15 protein-coding genes are annotated in these 14,541 nt (G+C 57.2%); 4 read left to right on the forward strand and 11 right to left on the reverse strand.

The annotated features are described in order from the left end of the window. Positions 1-132 precede the first annotated feature (132 nt). The 5 genes from ACYASS_RS08340 to ACYASS_RS08360 form a co-directional block, all read right to left on the reverse strand. Entirely contained in the window at positions 133-1,971 is a 1,839-nt protein-coding gene (locus tag ACYASS_RS08340) for an ABC transporter ATP-binding protein (protein ID WP_463585872.1), read from the reverse strand. Next, a complete protein-coding gene (locus ACYASS_RS08345) occupies positions 1,958-2,560 on the reverse strand; it encodes a DsbA family protein (protein ID WP_243246820.1) in 603 nt (200 codons plus the stop codon). The genes ACYASS_RS08340 and ACYASS_RS08345 overlap by 14 nt, the downstream gene beginning before the upstream one ends. Before the next feature lie 36 nt (positions 2,561-2,596). Beyond that, entirely contained in the window at positions 2,597-3,547 is a 951-nt protein-coding gene (gene trhO / locus ACYASS_RS08350; RefSeq protein ID WP_463585873.1) for an oxygen-dependent tRNA uridine(34) hydroxylase TrhO, read from the reverse strand. Positions 3,548-4,470: 923 nt separating this feature from the next. Next, the gene (locus ACYASS_RS08355) at positions 4,471-4,764 is read right to left on the reverse strand and encodes a BolA family protein (RefSeq protein ID WP_243245324.1); all 294 of its coding nucleotides are present in this window, start codon (positions 4,762-4,764) and stop codon (positions 4,471-4,473) included. A 15-nt stretch (positions 4,765-4,779) separates the two neighbouring features. Then, complete coding sequence (locus ACYASS_RS08360; RefSeq protein ID WP_087272298.1) at positions 4,780-5,307, reverse strand: DUF2059 domain-containing protein; 528 nt, start codon at positions 5,305-5,307, stop codon at positions 4,780-4,782. A 170-nt stretch (positions 5,308-5,477) separates the two neighbouring features. Here ACYASS_RS08360 and ACYASS_RS08365 point away from each other — a divergent pair, with 170 nt between their 5' ends. Together ACYASS_RS08365 and ACYASS_RS08370 are read left to right on the forward strand one after the other, a co-directional pair. Beyond that, positions 5,478-6,872 (forward strand): class II fumarate hydratase, encoded by a 1,395-nt coding sequence (locus ACYASS_RS08365; RefSeq protein ID WP_463585782.1) that lies wholly within the window; start codon positions 5,478-5,480, stop codon positions 6,870-6,872. Beyond that, the gene (locus tag ACYASS_RS08370; protein ID WP_463585874.1) at positions 6,865-7,479 is read left to right on the forward strand and encodes an NAD(P)H-dependent oxidoreductase; all 615 of its coding nucleotides are present in this window, start codon (positions 6,865-6,867) and stop codon (positions 7,477-7,479) included. The genes ACYASS_RS08365 and ACYASS_RS08370 overlap by 8 nt, the downstream gene beginning before the upstream one ends. Here ACYASS_RS08370 and ACYASS_RS08375 read toward each other — a convergent pair. The 3 genes from ACYASS_RS08375 to ACYASS_RS08385 all read right to left on the reverse strand — a co-directional run bounded on the left by ACYASS_RS08375 (position 7,476) and on the right by ACYASS_RS08385 (position 10,052). After that, positions 7,476-8,438, reverse strand: a complete 963-nt coding sequence (locus tag ACYASS_RS08375) for a DMT family transporter (protein WP_463585783.1) — start codon at positions 8,436-8,438, stop codon at positions 7,476-7,478. The genes ACYASS_RS08370 and ACYASS_RS08375 overlap by 4 nt on opposite strands. Positions 8,439-8,534: 96 nt before the next feature. Beyond that, positions 8,535-9,149: a tRNA-uridine aminocarboxypropyltransferase gene (locus tag ACYASS_RS08380; RefSeq protein ID WP_463585784.1), complete on the reverse strand. Its 615-nt coding sequence runs from the start codon at positions 9,147-9,149 to the stop codon at positions 8,535-8,537. A 9-nt stretch (positions 9,150-9,158) separates the two neighbouring features. Beyond that, the gene (locus ACYASS_RS08385; RefSeq protein WP_122665851.1) at positions 9,159-10,052 is read right to left on the reverse strand and encodes a LysR family transcriptional regulator; all 894 of its coding nucleotides are present in this window, start codon (positions 10,050-10,052) and stop codon (positions 9,159-9,161) included. A gap of 273 nt (positions 10,053-10,325) precedes the next feature. On the opposite strand from ACYASS_RS08385, the gene speB reads away from it, so the two are divergent. Continuing rightward, entirely contained in the window at positions 10,326-11,276 is a 951-nt protein-coding gene (gene speB, locus ACYASS_RS08390; RefSeq protein ID WP_463585785.1) for an agmatinase, read from the forward strand. A gap of 244 nt (positions 11,277-11,520) precedes the next feature. Further along, positions 11,521-11,775, forward strand: coding sequence for a hypothetical protein (locus ACYASS_RS08395; protein ID WP_122665852.1), 255 nt, complete (start codon positions 11,521-11,523; stop codon positions 11,773-11,775). A 115-nt stretch (positions 11,776-11,890) separates the two neighbouring features. Here the strand turns inward: ACYASS_RS08395 and ACYASS_RS08400 are convergent, their stop codons facing one another. The 3 genes from ACYASS_RS08400 to ACYASS_RS08410 all read right to left on the reverse strand — a co-directional run bounded on the left by ACYASS_RS08400 (position 11,891) and on the right by ACYASS_RS08410 (position 14,312). Next, on the reverse strand, positions 11,891-12,019 hold the full coding sequence (locus ACYASS_RS08400) for a PA1414 family protein (protein WP_264760712.1): 129 nt from the start codon (positions 12,017-12,019) through the stop codon (positions 11,891-11,893). Positions 12,020-12,318: 299 nt separating this feature from the next. After that, entirely contained in the window at positions 12,319-13,683 is a 1,365-nt protein-coding gene (locus ACYASS_RS08405; RefSeq protein ID WP_463585875.1) for a DNA recombination protein RmuC, read from the reverse strand. 203 nt (positions 13,684-13,886) lie between these two features. Beyond that, positions 13,887-14,312, reverse strand: a complete 426-nt coding sequence (locus ACYASS_RS08410) for a tetratricopeptide repeat protein (RefSeq protein WP_463585786.1) — start codon at positions 14,310-14,312, stop codon at positions 13,887-13,889. Between the last annotated feature and the right edge of the window lie 229 nt (positions 14,313-14,541).

Genomic DNA, 14,541 nt, shown 5'->3' on the forward strand with positions numbered 1-14,541 from the left:
TGTGGAATCGCGAGGCAGTGCACATAAAGATGGATAAGCGAGTGTGAATCAGATGAGCGAGTGCTGTTACTGCGGTGAGAACTTACTATTAAGAAAGACCCTAAACGCGCTATTGGCAAGTGGTCATGGAAATTAAATGTGCTGCAGGTGCCCGTAGAGTTTTGCGTAGAGCCCGCCTTCAGCGATCAATTGCTGGTGGTCGCCCTGCTCGGCTATACGCCCGCCGTCGAACACCAGCACTCTGTCTGCCTGCTTAACCGCAGATAGGCGGTGAGCAATGATCAACGTCGTGCGCCCACTGAGGAATCGTGACAGGGCTTGATGCAGGCTGTACTCAGTCGCCGCATCGAGTGCCGAGGTGGCTTCGTCGAGGATGACGACCCGCGGATCAGCCAAGACCATTCGAGCGATGGCCAGCCGTTGGCGCTGCCCCCCCGACAAGCGCACACCCGAACGCCCCACAACACTGTCGAGCCCGTGCGGCAACCCGCGTATGGTCTGTTCAAGCTGGGCGATTTCGAGCGCTTGCCAGCACGCGTCATCACTGCGCTCGCGGCCCATGGTCAGATTGGCGCGGACGGTATCGTTGAACAACGCCGGGTGCTGAAGCACCACCGCAACGTTCTCGCGAATAGTCTCCAGACCAATCTCCTGCTGGCTCGCACCACCGAAGCTGATCGTGCCGGATTGGGGCGTGTAGAGCCCCAACAATAATTGCACCAGCGTACTTTTACCGCCGCCACTGGCACCCACGATGGCAATTTTTTCACCCGGGGCAATCGTCAGGTTCAACTGATCGAGAATGTTCTCCTCGCCATAACCGAAGCTCAAACCACGGACTTCAATCCCAACGGTTTTTTGCCCCGCGAACGGATCGACACCGCCCGGATACTGCGGCTCATCAGCACGTGCCAGCAGTTCGTTGATCCGGGTCAGCGCCCCACCCGCCGCGTAATAAGCGTATTGCAGGTTGAGCAACTGCTCGACCGGGCCAATCATGAACCACAGGTAGCTGAACACCGCCAACATATGGCCAATCGAAAGGTCGGAAAACAGCACCGTCAGCATGGCCGCAGCGCGGAACACATCGATGCCGAACTGGAACAACAGCCCACTGGCGCGATTGGACGCGTCGCTTTTCCACTGTGAAGAGGTCGCATAATCCCGGACTTCCCGGGCGCGTACGCCAAGTCGGCCCAAGAAATACCCCTGCCGATTACCTGCGCGAACCTCCTGAATAGAATCCAGAGTTTCGGTCAGCGCTTGAGTGAAACGCGAAGTGCTGTCGTTTTCCTGCTTCTTCAGGTGCTTGACCCGCTTGCCCAACTGCACCGTGGCGTAGATAACCAACGGGTTAAACAGCAGGATCAGCAGGGCCAGTTTCCAGTGCATCCACATCAGAATCGATGCGGTACCGGTCAGCGTCAGCATCGCGACCAAAAACCGACTCAGGGTATCGCCGATGAATTTATCCAGCGTATCCAGATCGGTCACCAGGTGCGCGGTGACCGTACCGCCTCCCAGGCTTTCGTACTCCCCCAGAGAGATTCGCTTGAGGCGCTCGATCAGACGAACACGTACGCGGTAGACGATATCTTTGGAGAGCCGGGCAAATAGCTTGGCCTGTACCACGTTAAACACCAGCGCGCCAATGCGCAGACCGAAGGTAAACAGCAGCATCAAGGCGATGTAACCGACTGGTTTCTGCAGGCTGTCAGGCAGGAAGTTATTCATGAACTTCAACGCGCTGTCGCCGTGGCCCAACAACACTTCGTCCACCAGCAATGGCAACAGCAACGGAATCGGCACGGTGCACAGCGTGGCCAACACTGCCACGCCATTGGCAATCCACAGCGCCTTTTTATGCCGTGAAGCCAGACGACGGATCTGCGCCCAGCTCAAACTGTTGAATGTGGTACAGGCGTCGTCCTGATCAGCGGTGCTCTGGAGAGGAGACTCAGGCACTGGCAGCACGCTCGAGCCAGCGGCCCAGCAAAGGGGCCAATACTTCCAGCGGCTGATAGCCATTGGTCAATAACGCCAGTTGCCCATTGCGTTCAGCCAGCAAGGTCGGGAAACCAGCGATGCCTAAATCCTGTACCCAAGCGAAGTCTGCTTGAGTGGCAGCCAGTTGCTCGGCGCTGTCGAACGCTGCGGCAAACTCGATACGCGGCAAGCCAGCCTGTTCGGCAAGTTCAGTCAGCACCGCAGCACGGGTTACGTCACGCCCCTCAACGTAGAATGCCTTCTGGATCAACCCGACCAACTTCCAGGCAAACTCCGGCTCCAGATGCCGCGCCGCGACGATAGCCCGGCATGCGGGCTCGGTGTCATAGACGAAACCGTCGGGCAACGCGCCCTCAAAACGAAACGTCTGCCCGGTGCTTTTCTCCACCGCTTGCCAATGCTCAAGAATGTACCGGCGGGTAGTGGGGTCGAGCGCCGCCCCGCTGCCGGTGCGCAAACCACCCATCACCAGATGCAAGGTCACACCACTCGCCTGCGCCTGTTGAACCAGCGCTTGCGCCACAGGAGCAAACCCCCAGCACCAGGAGCACATAGGGTCCATCACATAAAGCAGGCGGGTGGTCATGGATCAGGCCTCGTCTGGCTGGCGGTCTTCTAAACGATAATTGCGACCAATCGGATGTGGCTGGTTACGGGCTTTGGCCAGTTCGATCTGCTTCTGCCGGTCGATGGCGCTGCGGCGAGTCTTCTCGCTCAGGCTGTCCCAGCAATACGGGCAACTGATACCGGCCGAGTAGTGCTCACTGGCACGGTCTTCTGCGCTGATCGGGGTGCGGCACGCATGACATTGATCGTAGTCGCCTTCGGTCAGGTCATGACGGACGGTAACCCGATTGTCGAACACGAAACACTCGCCACGCCACAGGCTTTCATCCTGCGGGACTTCTTCGAGGTACTTGAGAATACCGCCCTTGAGGTGAAACACCTCGCCGTAACCTTCGCCCAGCATGTAACTGGACGCTTTTTCACAACGAATGCCGCCGGTGCAGAACATCGCAACTTTCTTGTGCACTTGCGGGTTGAAGTGTTCCTTGATGTACTCGGGAAACTCGCGAAAGCTTGTGGTCTTGGGGTCGATGGCGCCTTCGAACGTGCCGATGGACACTTCGTAGTCATTACGGGTGTCGATGACCAGCACTTCCGGATCGCTGATGATGGCGTTCCAGTCTTTGGGATCGACGTAGGTGCCGACGGCCTTGTTCGGGTCCACACCTTCGACGCCCAGGGTGACGATTTCTTTCTTCAGTTTGACCTTGGTGCGGTAGAACGGCTGTTCGTCGCAGTACGATTCCTTGTGATCGATGTCGATCATGCGCGGGTCGTTCTTGAGCCAGGCGAGCAGCCCGTCGATGCCTTCACGGCTGCCGGAAACGGTGCCGTTGATGCCTTCTTCGGCGATCAGCAAGGTGCCTTTGATGCCGTTGTCGACCATCGCCTGCAGCAGCGGCTCGCGCAGTTCGACGTAGTCGCTGAGGGTGACGAATTTGTATAGCGCCGCAACGACGATCGGCTGATTCATCGGCTGTTGTGTCATGTGTATCTCCAGGTGGCGACCCTCGCAAAGGGCCTACCGGATAGAAAATAATTGAATAAAAACGCGCAGGGTGTGCAGCGCGGGGCGGATTCTAGCAAAGATGGGGGGATGGGTGGGATTGGGGGGAGTGAATCAAACAGCGCAGCGGCTTGGACTTGTATGAATATCCGTTAGTTGGGTAACGGCTGATATTGGTTGCGCCCTTACGGCGCCTCACTTTTGATTCCGGAAGCCGGCCCAGCCAAAAGTAAGCAAAAGACTCTTGCCCCACCACTCGGCACCTCGCTGTCGCTCGGTGTACCGCACCCACATCCTCAACCGTGGGCCACCGCAACGGGCCATCCATGGCCCAATGCGGCTAACCCGGCGTCCTGCCGGGTTGCCCACGGTTCAGAATCTGCGTTCGGCCAGCGTGATTTAACGGGGCGCCTAAGATCAAAATCAAAGGCAGATCAAAGGCAGCTGTAGCGCCTCGGAATGGTAGGAGCGAACTTGTTCGCGAGACGTCGGCAAGGCCAACGCATTCGTTGTCTGACACACAGCCCCGCAGCCTTCGGCAGCTCCTACAGAATGTCGGCAAACCCAAGAAAACAGGTCGGCTGTCAGGCCGCCGCGCTTTTGATTTTGATCTGAGGCGCCCCGTTAAATCACGCTGGCCGAACGCGGGTTTGAAACCGTGGGTAACCCGGCAGGACGCCGGGTTAGCCGCATTGGGCCATGGATGGCCCGTTGCGGCGGCCCACGGTTTCAGATCTGCGGGCGGGTACACCGAGCCAGCGAGGTGCCAAGTGATGGGGCAAGAGCCTTTTGCTTACTTTTGGGCTGTTCAAAAGTGAGGCGCTGTAAAAGCGCAACCAATATCAGCCGTTACCCAACATCGGATATGTACACAAACCGCTGTTAGAACGTCATTCCCCACCCGCACAAACAGGCGAAACCGGCGCAGCGCCAGTTTTCGCCCACTCGATCGGCGTGTAAGTGTGCAAAGCCAAAGCATGAAACTCACCCATCAAGCCGCCCAGAATGCCGTAGACCTTCTGGTGCCGCTTGACAGCGTTCAACCCTTCGAACTGCTCACTGACGATCACAGCCTTGTAATGAGTCTGCTCGCCACGGCTATGCATATGGCTCTCATCAAGCACTTGCAGATGCAATGGTTGAAACACAGCCAGCGCTGACTCGATTCGCGTTTGCATAGTCATGACGGGCTTCGCTTATCAGGGCTTTTTGGCAGGAGCAGGAGCGGCCTTCTTGGCCGGTTCCAGTTCAGTGGTCATGTCGGCGAGCAACTTGTTAACCACCGGAACAGCGCTTTCCAGCTTGCCCTGAGTCAGTTGTGCAGACTGCTGAGTCAACTCAGGCATCTTGGTCAGCACTTTCTTGCCCAGTGGCGACTGGTAAAACGCAACCAGATCCTTGAGCTCACTCTCGGTGAAGTTGGCGGTGTAGAGCTTGACCATGTCAGGCTTCAGCTTGTTCCAGCCAATGGCTTGATCCAGCGCGGCGTTGGCCTTGGCCTGGTAGGTTTCCAGCACGGCCTTCTTGGCTTCTGGCGCTTTGGTTTCGGCGAAACGCTGAGCAAACATCTGCTGCACTTGCATGTACACCGGGGTGCCCAGCTTGTCGGCGTTGGCCAGCTTCAAGAAGGTTTCAGCACTGGCGTTGTGGCTGGCGGTATCGGCAAGAACCTGGCCGCTGGCACATACCAGAACAGCCGCAGTACAGATGGCGCGAAGACGGGTCATCAAGTTTCCTTTCTAGCAGGCGAGGCAGAACCCCAAGGCCGACCATTCTGCGCCCATGTTTGCTTTTGGCTCAACCCCTGACTGTCCGAGCGGTTAAAAACGCGATTGGGGGAACCCAGATCGGATCACAGGGCCTAAACTGCGCATTCAATACTTAAGGAGTGAGTCCAGTGAGCCGCACAGAAACCGATAGCATTGGCCCGATCGACGTTCCGGATGACGCTTACTGGGGAGCTCAGACTCAACGTTCACTGATCAATTTCGCCATCGGCGATGAACGCATGCCACTCCCTGTACTGCATGCGCTGGCCCTGATCAAGAAAGCTGCTGCACGCGTCAATGACCGCAATGGCGACCTGCCCGCAGACATTGCCCGACTGATCGAACAGTCCGCCGATGAAGTGCTCGCTGGCGATCTGGATACTCAATTTCCTCTCGTGGTCTGGCAAACCGGCAGCGGCACCCAAAGCAACATGAACGTCAACGAGGTCATTGCCGGGCGCGCCAATGAACTGGCTGGCCAAGGCCGCGGCGGCAAGTCGCCGGTTCATCCCAACGACCACGTCAACCGCTCGCAAAGCTCAAACGATTGCTTCCCGACGGCCATGCACATTGCCGCCGCACAGGCCGTCAAAGAACAGCTTCTGCCCGCCATTGCCGAGCTGTCCACGGGCCTGGCCGAGCAGTCGGCACGCCACATGAAACTGGTGAAAACCGGGCGCACGCACATGATGGACGCGACGCCGATCACTTTCGGTCAAGAGCTGTCGGCCTACGTGGCACAACTGGATTACGCCGAGAAAGCCATCCGCGCCACCCTCCCCGCCGTGTGCGAACTGGCTCAGGGTGGCACCGCGGTCGGTACAGGTTTGAATTCGCCCCACGGCTTCGCTGAAGCAGTCGCGGCTGAACTCGCAGCCCTCTCTGGCCTGCCATTCGTTACCGCACCCAACAAGTTTGCGGCACTGGCCGGTCACGAACCGCTGCTGGCCTTGTCTGGCGCGCTGAAAACCCTGGCCGGGACGTTGATGAAAATCGCCAACGATCTGCGCTTGCTGGGTTCAGGACCACGAGCAGGTTTTGCCGAAGTGAAGCTGCCTGCCAACGAACCTGGCAGTTCGATCATGCCCGGCAAGGTCAACCCTACCCAATGCGAGGCATTGTCGATGCTGGCCTGCCAGGTCATGGGTAACGACGTCACTATTGGCTTCGCCGCGAGTCAGGGTCACCTGCAACTGAACGTGTTCAAACCGGTCATCATCCACAACCTGCTGCAGTCGATCCGACTGCTGGGCGACGGTTGCCGCAATTTCAATGAGCACTGTGTCGCGGGCATGGAACCTGATGCCGAAAAGATGGCGGAACACCTTGAGCGCGGCCTGATGCTGGTAACGGCGCTGAATCCGCATATCGGTTACGACAAATCCGCACAAATTGCCAAAAAAGCCTACAGCGAAGGCCTTACTCTGCGCGAGGCGGCATTGGCGTTGGGCTATCTCACGGATGAGCAGTTCGACACGTGGGTACGTCCGGAAAACATGCTTGAGGCAGGCAGCAATGGTTGAGGGCAGGCATGGGGCGACCCGACTGGAAGGGGACGGCAAGCGTATCCTGATGATTTTCGGTACGCCGAAAGCGGCCAGCTTCGGGCATGCGCTGGGAGAAGCGTATGCCCAGGGCGCACGCAGCGGCGGTCATGTGGTGCGCATGCTGAAACTGAGCGAGCTGGATTTTGACCCCGTACTCCACAACGGCTATCAGCAAAGTCAGGTCCTCGAACATGACTTGCTGGAGGCCCAGCGGGAGATCCATTGGGCCCAGCATCTGGTGTTCGTTTACCCGGTCTGGTGGGGAGGCCTGCCGAGTTTGCTCACGGGTTTTCTGGATCGGGTATTGATGCCGGGCTTTGCGTTCAAAAGTCACGGTCGCAAGAGCCCGGCCAATGAGTTACTCAAAGGCCGTACAGCAGAGCTGCTGGTCACCATGGACACCCCGCCGCGCTACTTCCGTTGGGTCTATGGTGCTCCTGCGCATCGACAAATGGTCCGCACCGTATTGGCCTTCTGTGGCATCAAAACCAAACGCCTCACCGAATTTGCTCCCGTGCAAACATCCGGCGAAGAGCAACGCCAGCAATGGCTGAAGCAGGCTGAACAGCTCGGCAAACGTTAATTCTGACTGGCCAGCCTGGCTTTTCGCGCGCGCAGGCCAGCCAGTAACGAAGGCCCCAGAGCAACCACGGCCGACCCGGCCACTACCAGCACCGCCCCACCGTACCCCAACGCATTGATCTCTTCATTCTTGACGTAATCCGGCCATAGCCATGCGGCGACAGCCACTGAGGCGAAGGTCACCAACGGCGTCAAAGCCAGTGTTGCACTGACCCGCGAAGCTTCCCAGTGAGCCAACGCCTCGGCAAACGCGCCATAGGCCACCAGCGTGTTCAGGCAGCACGCGAGCAAGATCCAGCCTTGTACCGGGCTGAGTTGCAGCGCCTCCATCGGGTGCGCCCACGGGGTGATCACCAACGCGCAAAACAGGTAGATCACCATCATCACCTGGAACGAATTCCACACGGTCAGCAATTGCTTCTGGCTGAGGCCGTAGAACGTCCAGACCGTGGCCGCCAGAAAGGCAATCAATACACCCGTGGTGTATTGGCTCATGGACGTCAGGAGCTCTTCGAGCCGCTGATTGAAGAACAGTGCAAAGCCGACCAGCAGCACCGCCAGGCCAAACCCCTGAGCGAGGGTAAAACGCTCCTTGAACAGGAAAACACTCCCAATCAACAACAGGATCGGGCCAACCTGAATAATTAGTTGCGCAGTGCCGGGGCTGAGAATCTGCAACCCCAGCAAGTACAGGATGTAGTTACCAACCAGACCGAACACCGCCAGACCAACAAGCACCTTGCCTCGAGTACCCAGCACCTTAAAACTCGGCAACTTGCGTTTTGCTGCAAGCCAGATGAACAGTAAAGCCCCGGAGACCAACAGTCTGAACCAAGTCACCGTTACCGGATCCATCACCTGCAGCACTTGCTTGAGTTTGACCGGCAAAATGCCCCATAAAAAAGCTGTCAGCAGCGCCAGACAAAGGCCATAGACCCAGCGACCAGAAGAAACATGCATGAAAAATTTCCCGGACTAAAGCAAAAAGACAGTCTAGGCGTTACAAGCCCGACGACACAGTTACAGTTGGGTAGCGAGAAAGCCGACAAGTGTTTTTTAGTCAGCCCCGGCGTCACGCGGTTCAACGTGATTACGTTGATAGGTTTCATCGCCCATGGCTGCAATCTGCGCGTCGATCAGCGATTCGAACGGCACCAGCAGAGGTGCGAATGAACGGGGTGCCTCAATGATCTGCAAAGCATGGGTGATCGCTTCCAGGGTCGATAATGCATCCGGACCCGGCGCTTTGCGCAAGCGATAACGAGATAAGGGCACGGCGCCCAGCGTCACCCTGGGCAATGCTGCGAGATGTGGATTGAGATGCAACAGTTTGCGCGCCTTGCGCCAGGTGCCATCAGGAACCACCAACAGTATGGGCAAACTGTCCACTGACTGCGTCACCAACGTCTGCGCGCCCTCCCCCGGAAATAAAAGACAGGCCCGATAACCCGGTGGATTGAACAACGCCTGCGGCTCCTCGAACACTTCGCCCACAACCAACTGCGCATTGGTCAGCCCCAGCGCGGCCAGTCGCCCGGTGTTCAGCGCATGATTTGCCTCACTGGGGTGCTGCAGGATGAGTACACGGGTGCGGCTGTCCAATTGTGGGATCAACGGGCACAGACAATGGCTTTCAGGACGCAGACAACGGTCGCAACGAAGGCGGGGCATCAGGGTTCCTCAGACGGGATTCAGTTGCGCTTTGAGCAAGTCGCGAAAGGTCTGGATCAACGGCTCACGGCTACGTCCGCGCCGCACGATCATGGAGAACGGCGCCTGATAACCGAAGGTCGCTGGCAACAATACCCGCAGGTGACCTGAATCAACCCATGACTGCGCATAATGCTCGGGCAAATAGCCGATGTAAGCACCGGAGAGCACCAGAATCAGCTGCGCCTCCATACTTTCCACGGTTGCCGCACTGTGTTTGAAGCCGTGCCGAGCCAATTCCGCCTGGCTCCAGTAACCGCGCCCAACCATCCGCTGTTGAGCAATGACCGGCTCGGGAATCCGCCTTTCGGTAAACAAGGCATGGCGATTACTGCAATAAAGCCAGTGCTGTTCGCGATACAAAGGTTGATACAGCAAGCCGTTCATACGCGTGGAGAACGAACCGATGGCCAGATCCAGCCGGTTATCCAGCACACCCAGTTGCAGCTCATAGGGGCTCATCACCGACAAATGCAAATGCACGGCGGGGTGTTCTGCGCTGTACGCACCAATCACCTCGGCAAACGGCAAAGCCCGGTCACTGACGGTAGAGTCCAGCACGCCGAGATTCAAGGTGCCACGCAGCTCACCCTTGAGCGCTGCGGCGTAGAGTTCGAACCCTTCCAGCTCGCCGAGCAGGCGCAGGGTTTCCTGATGAAACAGCTCGCCTTTGCTGGTCAGGCTGAACCCACCCCGCCCCCGATGACACAGGACAATTCCCAGCGCCGCTTCCAGCTGGCTCATGTAAGTACTGATAGCCGACGTCGACAGGTTCAATTCCTGCTGCGCACTGGCAAAACCTTGATGACGGACCACGCTGGCGAAAATCCGCAGGAGTTTGAGGTCAGGTAGAGCGCTGGGCATGGACGGTCCGGAATATATATCTAGAGGTGATACCGGATCTGTTGGAGCGAGGCTTGCCCGCGAATGAATCATGCTGACCACCGAAATTCGGTGCATGTGATCGCCAATTCTCGGGCAAACCTCGCTCCGACAACCACCCGGAACAGCTTGAATCTTAGCCCAAAACGCCTTTAGTTCTGAAATTCCTGAACTAAGTATTTTGCCTCAGCGATTGTTCCTGCCGCACGGGCTTCGCAAAATCCATCTCATTGAAATCAACGCTGAGGCAATCTCGTGGACAAGATTTTTCACCAGCCACTGGGCGGCAACGAAATGCCGCGCTTCGCCGGTATCGCCACCATGATGCGCTTGCCGCATCTGCAAACTGCAGCGGGTCTGGATGCGGCATTCGTCGGAGTGCCGCTGGATATCGGCACTTCACTGCGCGCAGGGACCCGCTTTGGTCCACGCGAAATTCGCGCCGAGTCGGTGATGATCCGCCCTTACAACATGGCCACTGGAGCTGCGCCGTTCGATTCGCTGTCAGTCGCGGATATTGGTGACGTCGCCATCAATACCTTCAACCTGCTGGACGCGGTACGCATTATCGAAGAGGCCTATGACGAAATCCTAAGCCACGACGTGATCCCGCTGACTCTGGGGGGCGATCACACCATCACGCTGCCGATTCTGCGTGCCATCCACAAGAAACACGGCAAAGTAGGCCTGGTTCATATCGACGCCCATGCCGACGTCAATGACCACATGTTTGGCGAGAAAATCGCTCACGGCACCACGTTCCGTCGAGCCGTAGAAGAAGGCCTGCTGGATTGCGACCGCGTCGTTCAGATTGGCTTGCGTGCTCAGGGCTACACCGCTGAAGACTTCAACTGGAGTCGCAAACAGGGTTTCCGTGTAGTCCAGGCTGAGGAGTGCTGGCACAAATCGCTCGCGCCGCTGATGGCTGAAGTCAGGGAAAAAGTAGGCGACGGCCCGGTTTACCTCAGCTTCGACATCGATGGCATTGACCCCGCCTGGGCTCCAGGAACTGGCACCCCGGAAATCGGCGGGCTCACGACCATTCAAGCAATCGAGATTATCCGCGGCTGTCAGGGGCTGGATCTGATTGGCTGCGACCTGGTGGAAGTTTCGCCGCCTTACGACACCACGGGTAACACATCTTTATTGGGCGCAAATCTGCTTTACGAGATGCTCTGCGTCTTGCCGGGCGTGGTTCATCGCTGAGCGATGCAAGCAGCTTCACAAAGGATGCCTTGGCATCCTTTTTTATTTGTCGGTGAACACGACGGATGGCCGAGATAGTGGCAGTTATGAGCTAGCCTTAACTGGTGCAGGAGCATGGACGCGCTTGGGCCAACAGAGTGCCAACCCTCGTAACGCTTGATATAGCCGATGCATAACCGAACGGAAACACCCTCTGTTTTATGGAAGTTAGGGCTGATCCTCCAACGAAAAACAGGGTGCTTTCATGGATCGTAATGAAATTCGGCAACATGTGGTGGACGCGCTCGGGGTCATTCTCGTCGACAAGTCGGTCATCAGGGAAAATCAGACCCTTGAGGATCTGGTCCTTGATGAAGAAGACATCGACGAACTCTTCAAAAAACTCCACAGCTCCGGGATCAACTTCAAGAAACGAGAAAAAGAAGAGGCCTTGAAGCACCCGGAAACTACCACGGTCATGGCGCTGATTGATCACATCTTCATCAGCCAGCACAAATAGCCGTTGTCACAAATGAGCAACGCCATTTGACGGGTGCGAGAAATTGCAGGAGATCAAAAACCTGATGCTACAGCGGGACGCGGAGGCGTCCCGGGAAGGATGGCGCGGCTATTGATTAACGACGCTGAGGCTGGCGACGCCGTTTATCGTCAGTGCGCACAGGTACAGGTTGTAACTTGGGGCGCTCGATCAAACCTAAAGCAACCCCGAGATCATGAAGCCAATCTTGCAATTTAGTGTCCATAAAGCCCCCTTAGGGAATACTCGACGACTGATTTTCAAGCCGCGTGTTACAAATAATAGTGCCAACTCACACTTTACGCCTGCGAATGCAGTCTTGCGGAAAAACATCTTTCACGATGTGTTCAATGTGACATTTCTTGTGTCGCTCTCGCGTGGCTATGCGACAGACGGTGGGGTGTAGATGCCGATGCCGTAGGACCGGCTTTCGCCAGAAAGCGGTATTTCTGCGGGGAAAGGTTCAGTTTTCACTGCGGACTCTTCCCGGCTAAAGCCGGTCCTAGGACGAAATGCCGCCAGTAATTACTCCGGCAACCTCAGCAGCCCTTCTTCATCCGTCATTGCCTTTTCCAGCAAGTCGGCTGGCAGGTTCTTGCTGGCCCGGGCGCCCAGCAGCTTGAGCTGTTCGCTACGGCTGACAAGGTTGCCTCGGCCATCCGTCAGCTTGTTGCGGGCGGCGCTGTAGGCTTTGTCCAGTTGCTGCAACCGGCTGCCGACTTCATCCAGATCCTGAATGAACAGTACGAATTTGTCGTACAGCCAGCCTGCGCGTTCGGCAATTTCCCGGGCATTCTGGCTTTGCCGCTCTTGCTTCCACAAACTGTCGATAACTCGCAACGTGGCGAGCAACGTCGTAGGGCTGACGATAACGATATTTCGATCAAACGCTTCCTGAAAAAGAGTAGGCTCAGCTTGCAAGGCCGCCGAAAAAGCGGCTTCGATCGGCACAAACAATAAAACGAAATCAAGGCTGTGCAGCCCTTCCAGACGCTTGTAGTCCTTGCCGGACAAGCCCTTCACGTGATTACGCAACGACAGTACGTGCTGCTTCAGTGCGGTCTGCCCGATCACATCGTCATCGGCACTGATGTACTGCTGATAAGCGGTGAGGCTGACCTTGGCATCGACCACTACCTGTTTATCACCGGGTAACATGATCAGCACATCGGGCTGAAAACGCTCCCCATCCGGACCTTTCAGGTTGACCTGAGTCTGGTACTCGCGGCCTTTCTCGAGGCCGGCATGCTCCAGAACCCGCTCCAGAATCAGCTCCCCCCAGTTACCCTGGGTTTTCTGTCCTTTAAGCGCGCGTGTCAGGTTGGTCGCTTCGTCGCTGAGCCGCAGGTTGAGTTGCTGCAGCCGCTCCAGCTCCTTACCCAGGGAAAAACGCTCTCGGGCCTCAGCCTGGTAGCTCTCCTCCACGCGTTTTTCAAAGGATTGAATGCGCTCTTTAAGAGGATCGAGTAACTGACCCAGTTGCTGCTGGCTCGTTTCGGCAAAACGCTGTTCGCGCTCATCAAAAATCTTACTGGCCATTTCCGCGAATTGAGCGCGCAGTTCATCCCGGGAACTCTGCAGATCAGTCAGGCGCTGCTGGTGGTTTTCCTGCTGTTCACGCAATTCGGCGCTGAGCGCCGCGCACTGCACATCAAGGCGACGCAACTCAGCTTCTTTATCAGCACGTTCGTGATTCCAGTCCTGAGCAGCAACCTGAGCGCTATCACGCTCACGGCGCAGGAGCTCAACTTCGCGACGGGTAGCCGCCAGATCGGCTTGCTTGACGGAGTTAGCCTGACTCAAATCACTGATTTCATCGCGGCAGGCATCCAGTTGCGCATTCAATCCGTCCTGAGCCATCTGGGCAGTGCTCAGGCGCTCATCGAGCAACGCTGTGTCGGCTTGTTGCCGGGTGATTTTGCGCTGCAACTGCCAGGCCAGGGCCAGCAGCGGCAGAGCTGCTGCGCCAAGACCCAGCAGCAGGCTGTTCAAATCCAATGCCATAGGGACTCCAGATGCCGAATTCGTGCTGCGGCATTATGCGCGATGCGGGGTTGGTGTCGGCAGCGGATTACTGGCGTGCTTATCGCGGACTAACGGCAGTCGAGCTGCCGAAGCAAGTGTCGGGCGTCCTGCGAGCCCTTGGCAGAAGCCAGTTCCAGCCAGTGACGCGCCTGCTGTGGCTCATTGATCGGCGCCTGTGCGCACAATCGACCATATTCGAATTGAGCGCTGCAGTCACCGGCACGGGCCGCCTGACGCAAGAGCTCGTGCCCGATGCGGCGGTCACGCGTGTTGCCACAATCTTTACAGAGAATCTGGCCCAGCCGGCTTTGCGCAACCACCACGCCACTGCGAGCAGGTTGTTTGAGCAACCTGCCGGCAAAATGTTTGATGCTGGGCTTCTGGCTCAGGCGCGGGTTATCGAGCAACCATAACGCCACACGCAAAGACAGGCGTACAGGTTCACTGGTCACGGCGTGTTGAGATTCGTGCGGTTGTTCAGGGCGAGACTTCATAAACACAACGGGGGCAAATCAGGAGGCGCGCAACTCTACACTTTTTCTCGCTGAGGTAAAGAGGCAAGCAGTCAAAGCCGCGTAATAGAGCAAGCGCTTGGGACAATCCACAGAAGCTGTGGATAACTCAGTGGACAACCCCCCTTCACGCCTCGCAAACGCATATAGAATGGGGCTTGCGCTCAAACTGACGATTTTTTCACCAGTAAAAAAATTTGATGTTTTTCAT

It is taken from the genome of Pseudomonas sp. HP_14 (genome assembly GCF_055283875.1).

Bases quoted from the DNA above. Each gene is read 5' to 3' on its own strand.
- ACYASS_RS08345 (WP_243246820.1), bottom strand. From the start codon at position 2,560: ATGTGCTCCTGGTGCTGGGGGTTTGCTCCTGTGGCGCAAGCGCTGGTT.
- trhO (WP_463585873.1), bottom strand. From the start codon at position 3,547: ATGAATCAGCCGATCGTCGTTGCGGCGCTATACAAATTCGTCACCCTC.
- ACYASS_RS08355 (WP_243245324.1), bottom strand. From the start codon at position 4,764: ATGACTATGCAAACGCGAATCGAGTCAGCGCTGGCTGTGTTTCAACCA.
- ACYASS_RS08360 (WP_087272298.1), bottom strand. From the start codon at position 5,307: ATGACCCGTCTTCGCGCCATCTGTACTGCGGCTGTTCTGGTATGTGCC.
- ACYASS_RS08370 (WP_463585874.1), top strand. From the start codon at position 6,865: ATGGTTGAGGGCAGGCATGGGGCGACCCGACTGGAAGGGGACGGCAAG.
- ACYASS_RS08375 (WP_463585783.1), bottom strand. From the start codon at position 8,438: ATGCATGTTTCTTCTGGTCGCTGGGTCTATGGCCTTTGTCTGGCGCTG.
- ACYASS_RS08380 (WP_463585784.1), bottom strand. From the start codon at position 9,149: ATGCCCCGCCTTCGTTGCGACCGTTGTCTGCGTCCTGAAAGCCATTGT.
- ACYASS_RS08385 (WP_122665851.1), bottom strand. From the start codon at position 10,052: ATGCCCAGCGCTCTACCTGACCTCAAACTCCTGCGGATTTTCGCCAGC.
- ACYASS_RS08395 (WP_122665852.1), top strand. From the start codon at position 11,521: ATGGATCGTAATGAAATTCGGCAACATGTGGTGGACGCGCTCGGGGTC.
- ACYASS_RS08400 (WP_264760712.1), bottom strand. From the start codon at position 12,019: ATGGACACTAAATTGCAAGATTGGCTTCATGATCTCGGGGTTGCTTTA.
- ACYASS_RS08410 (WP_463585786.1), bottom strand. From the start codon at position 14,312: ATGAAGTCTCGCCCTGAACAACCGCACGAATCTCAACACGCCGTGACC.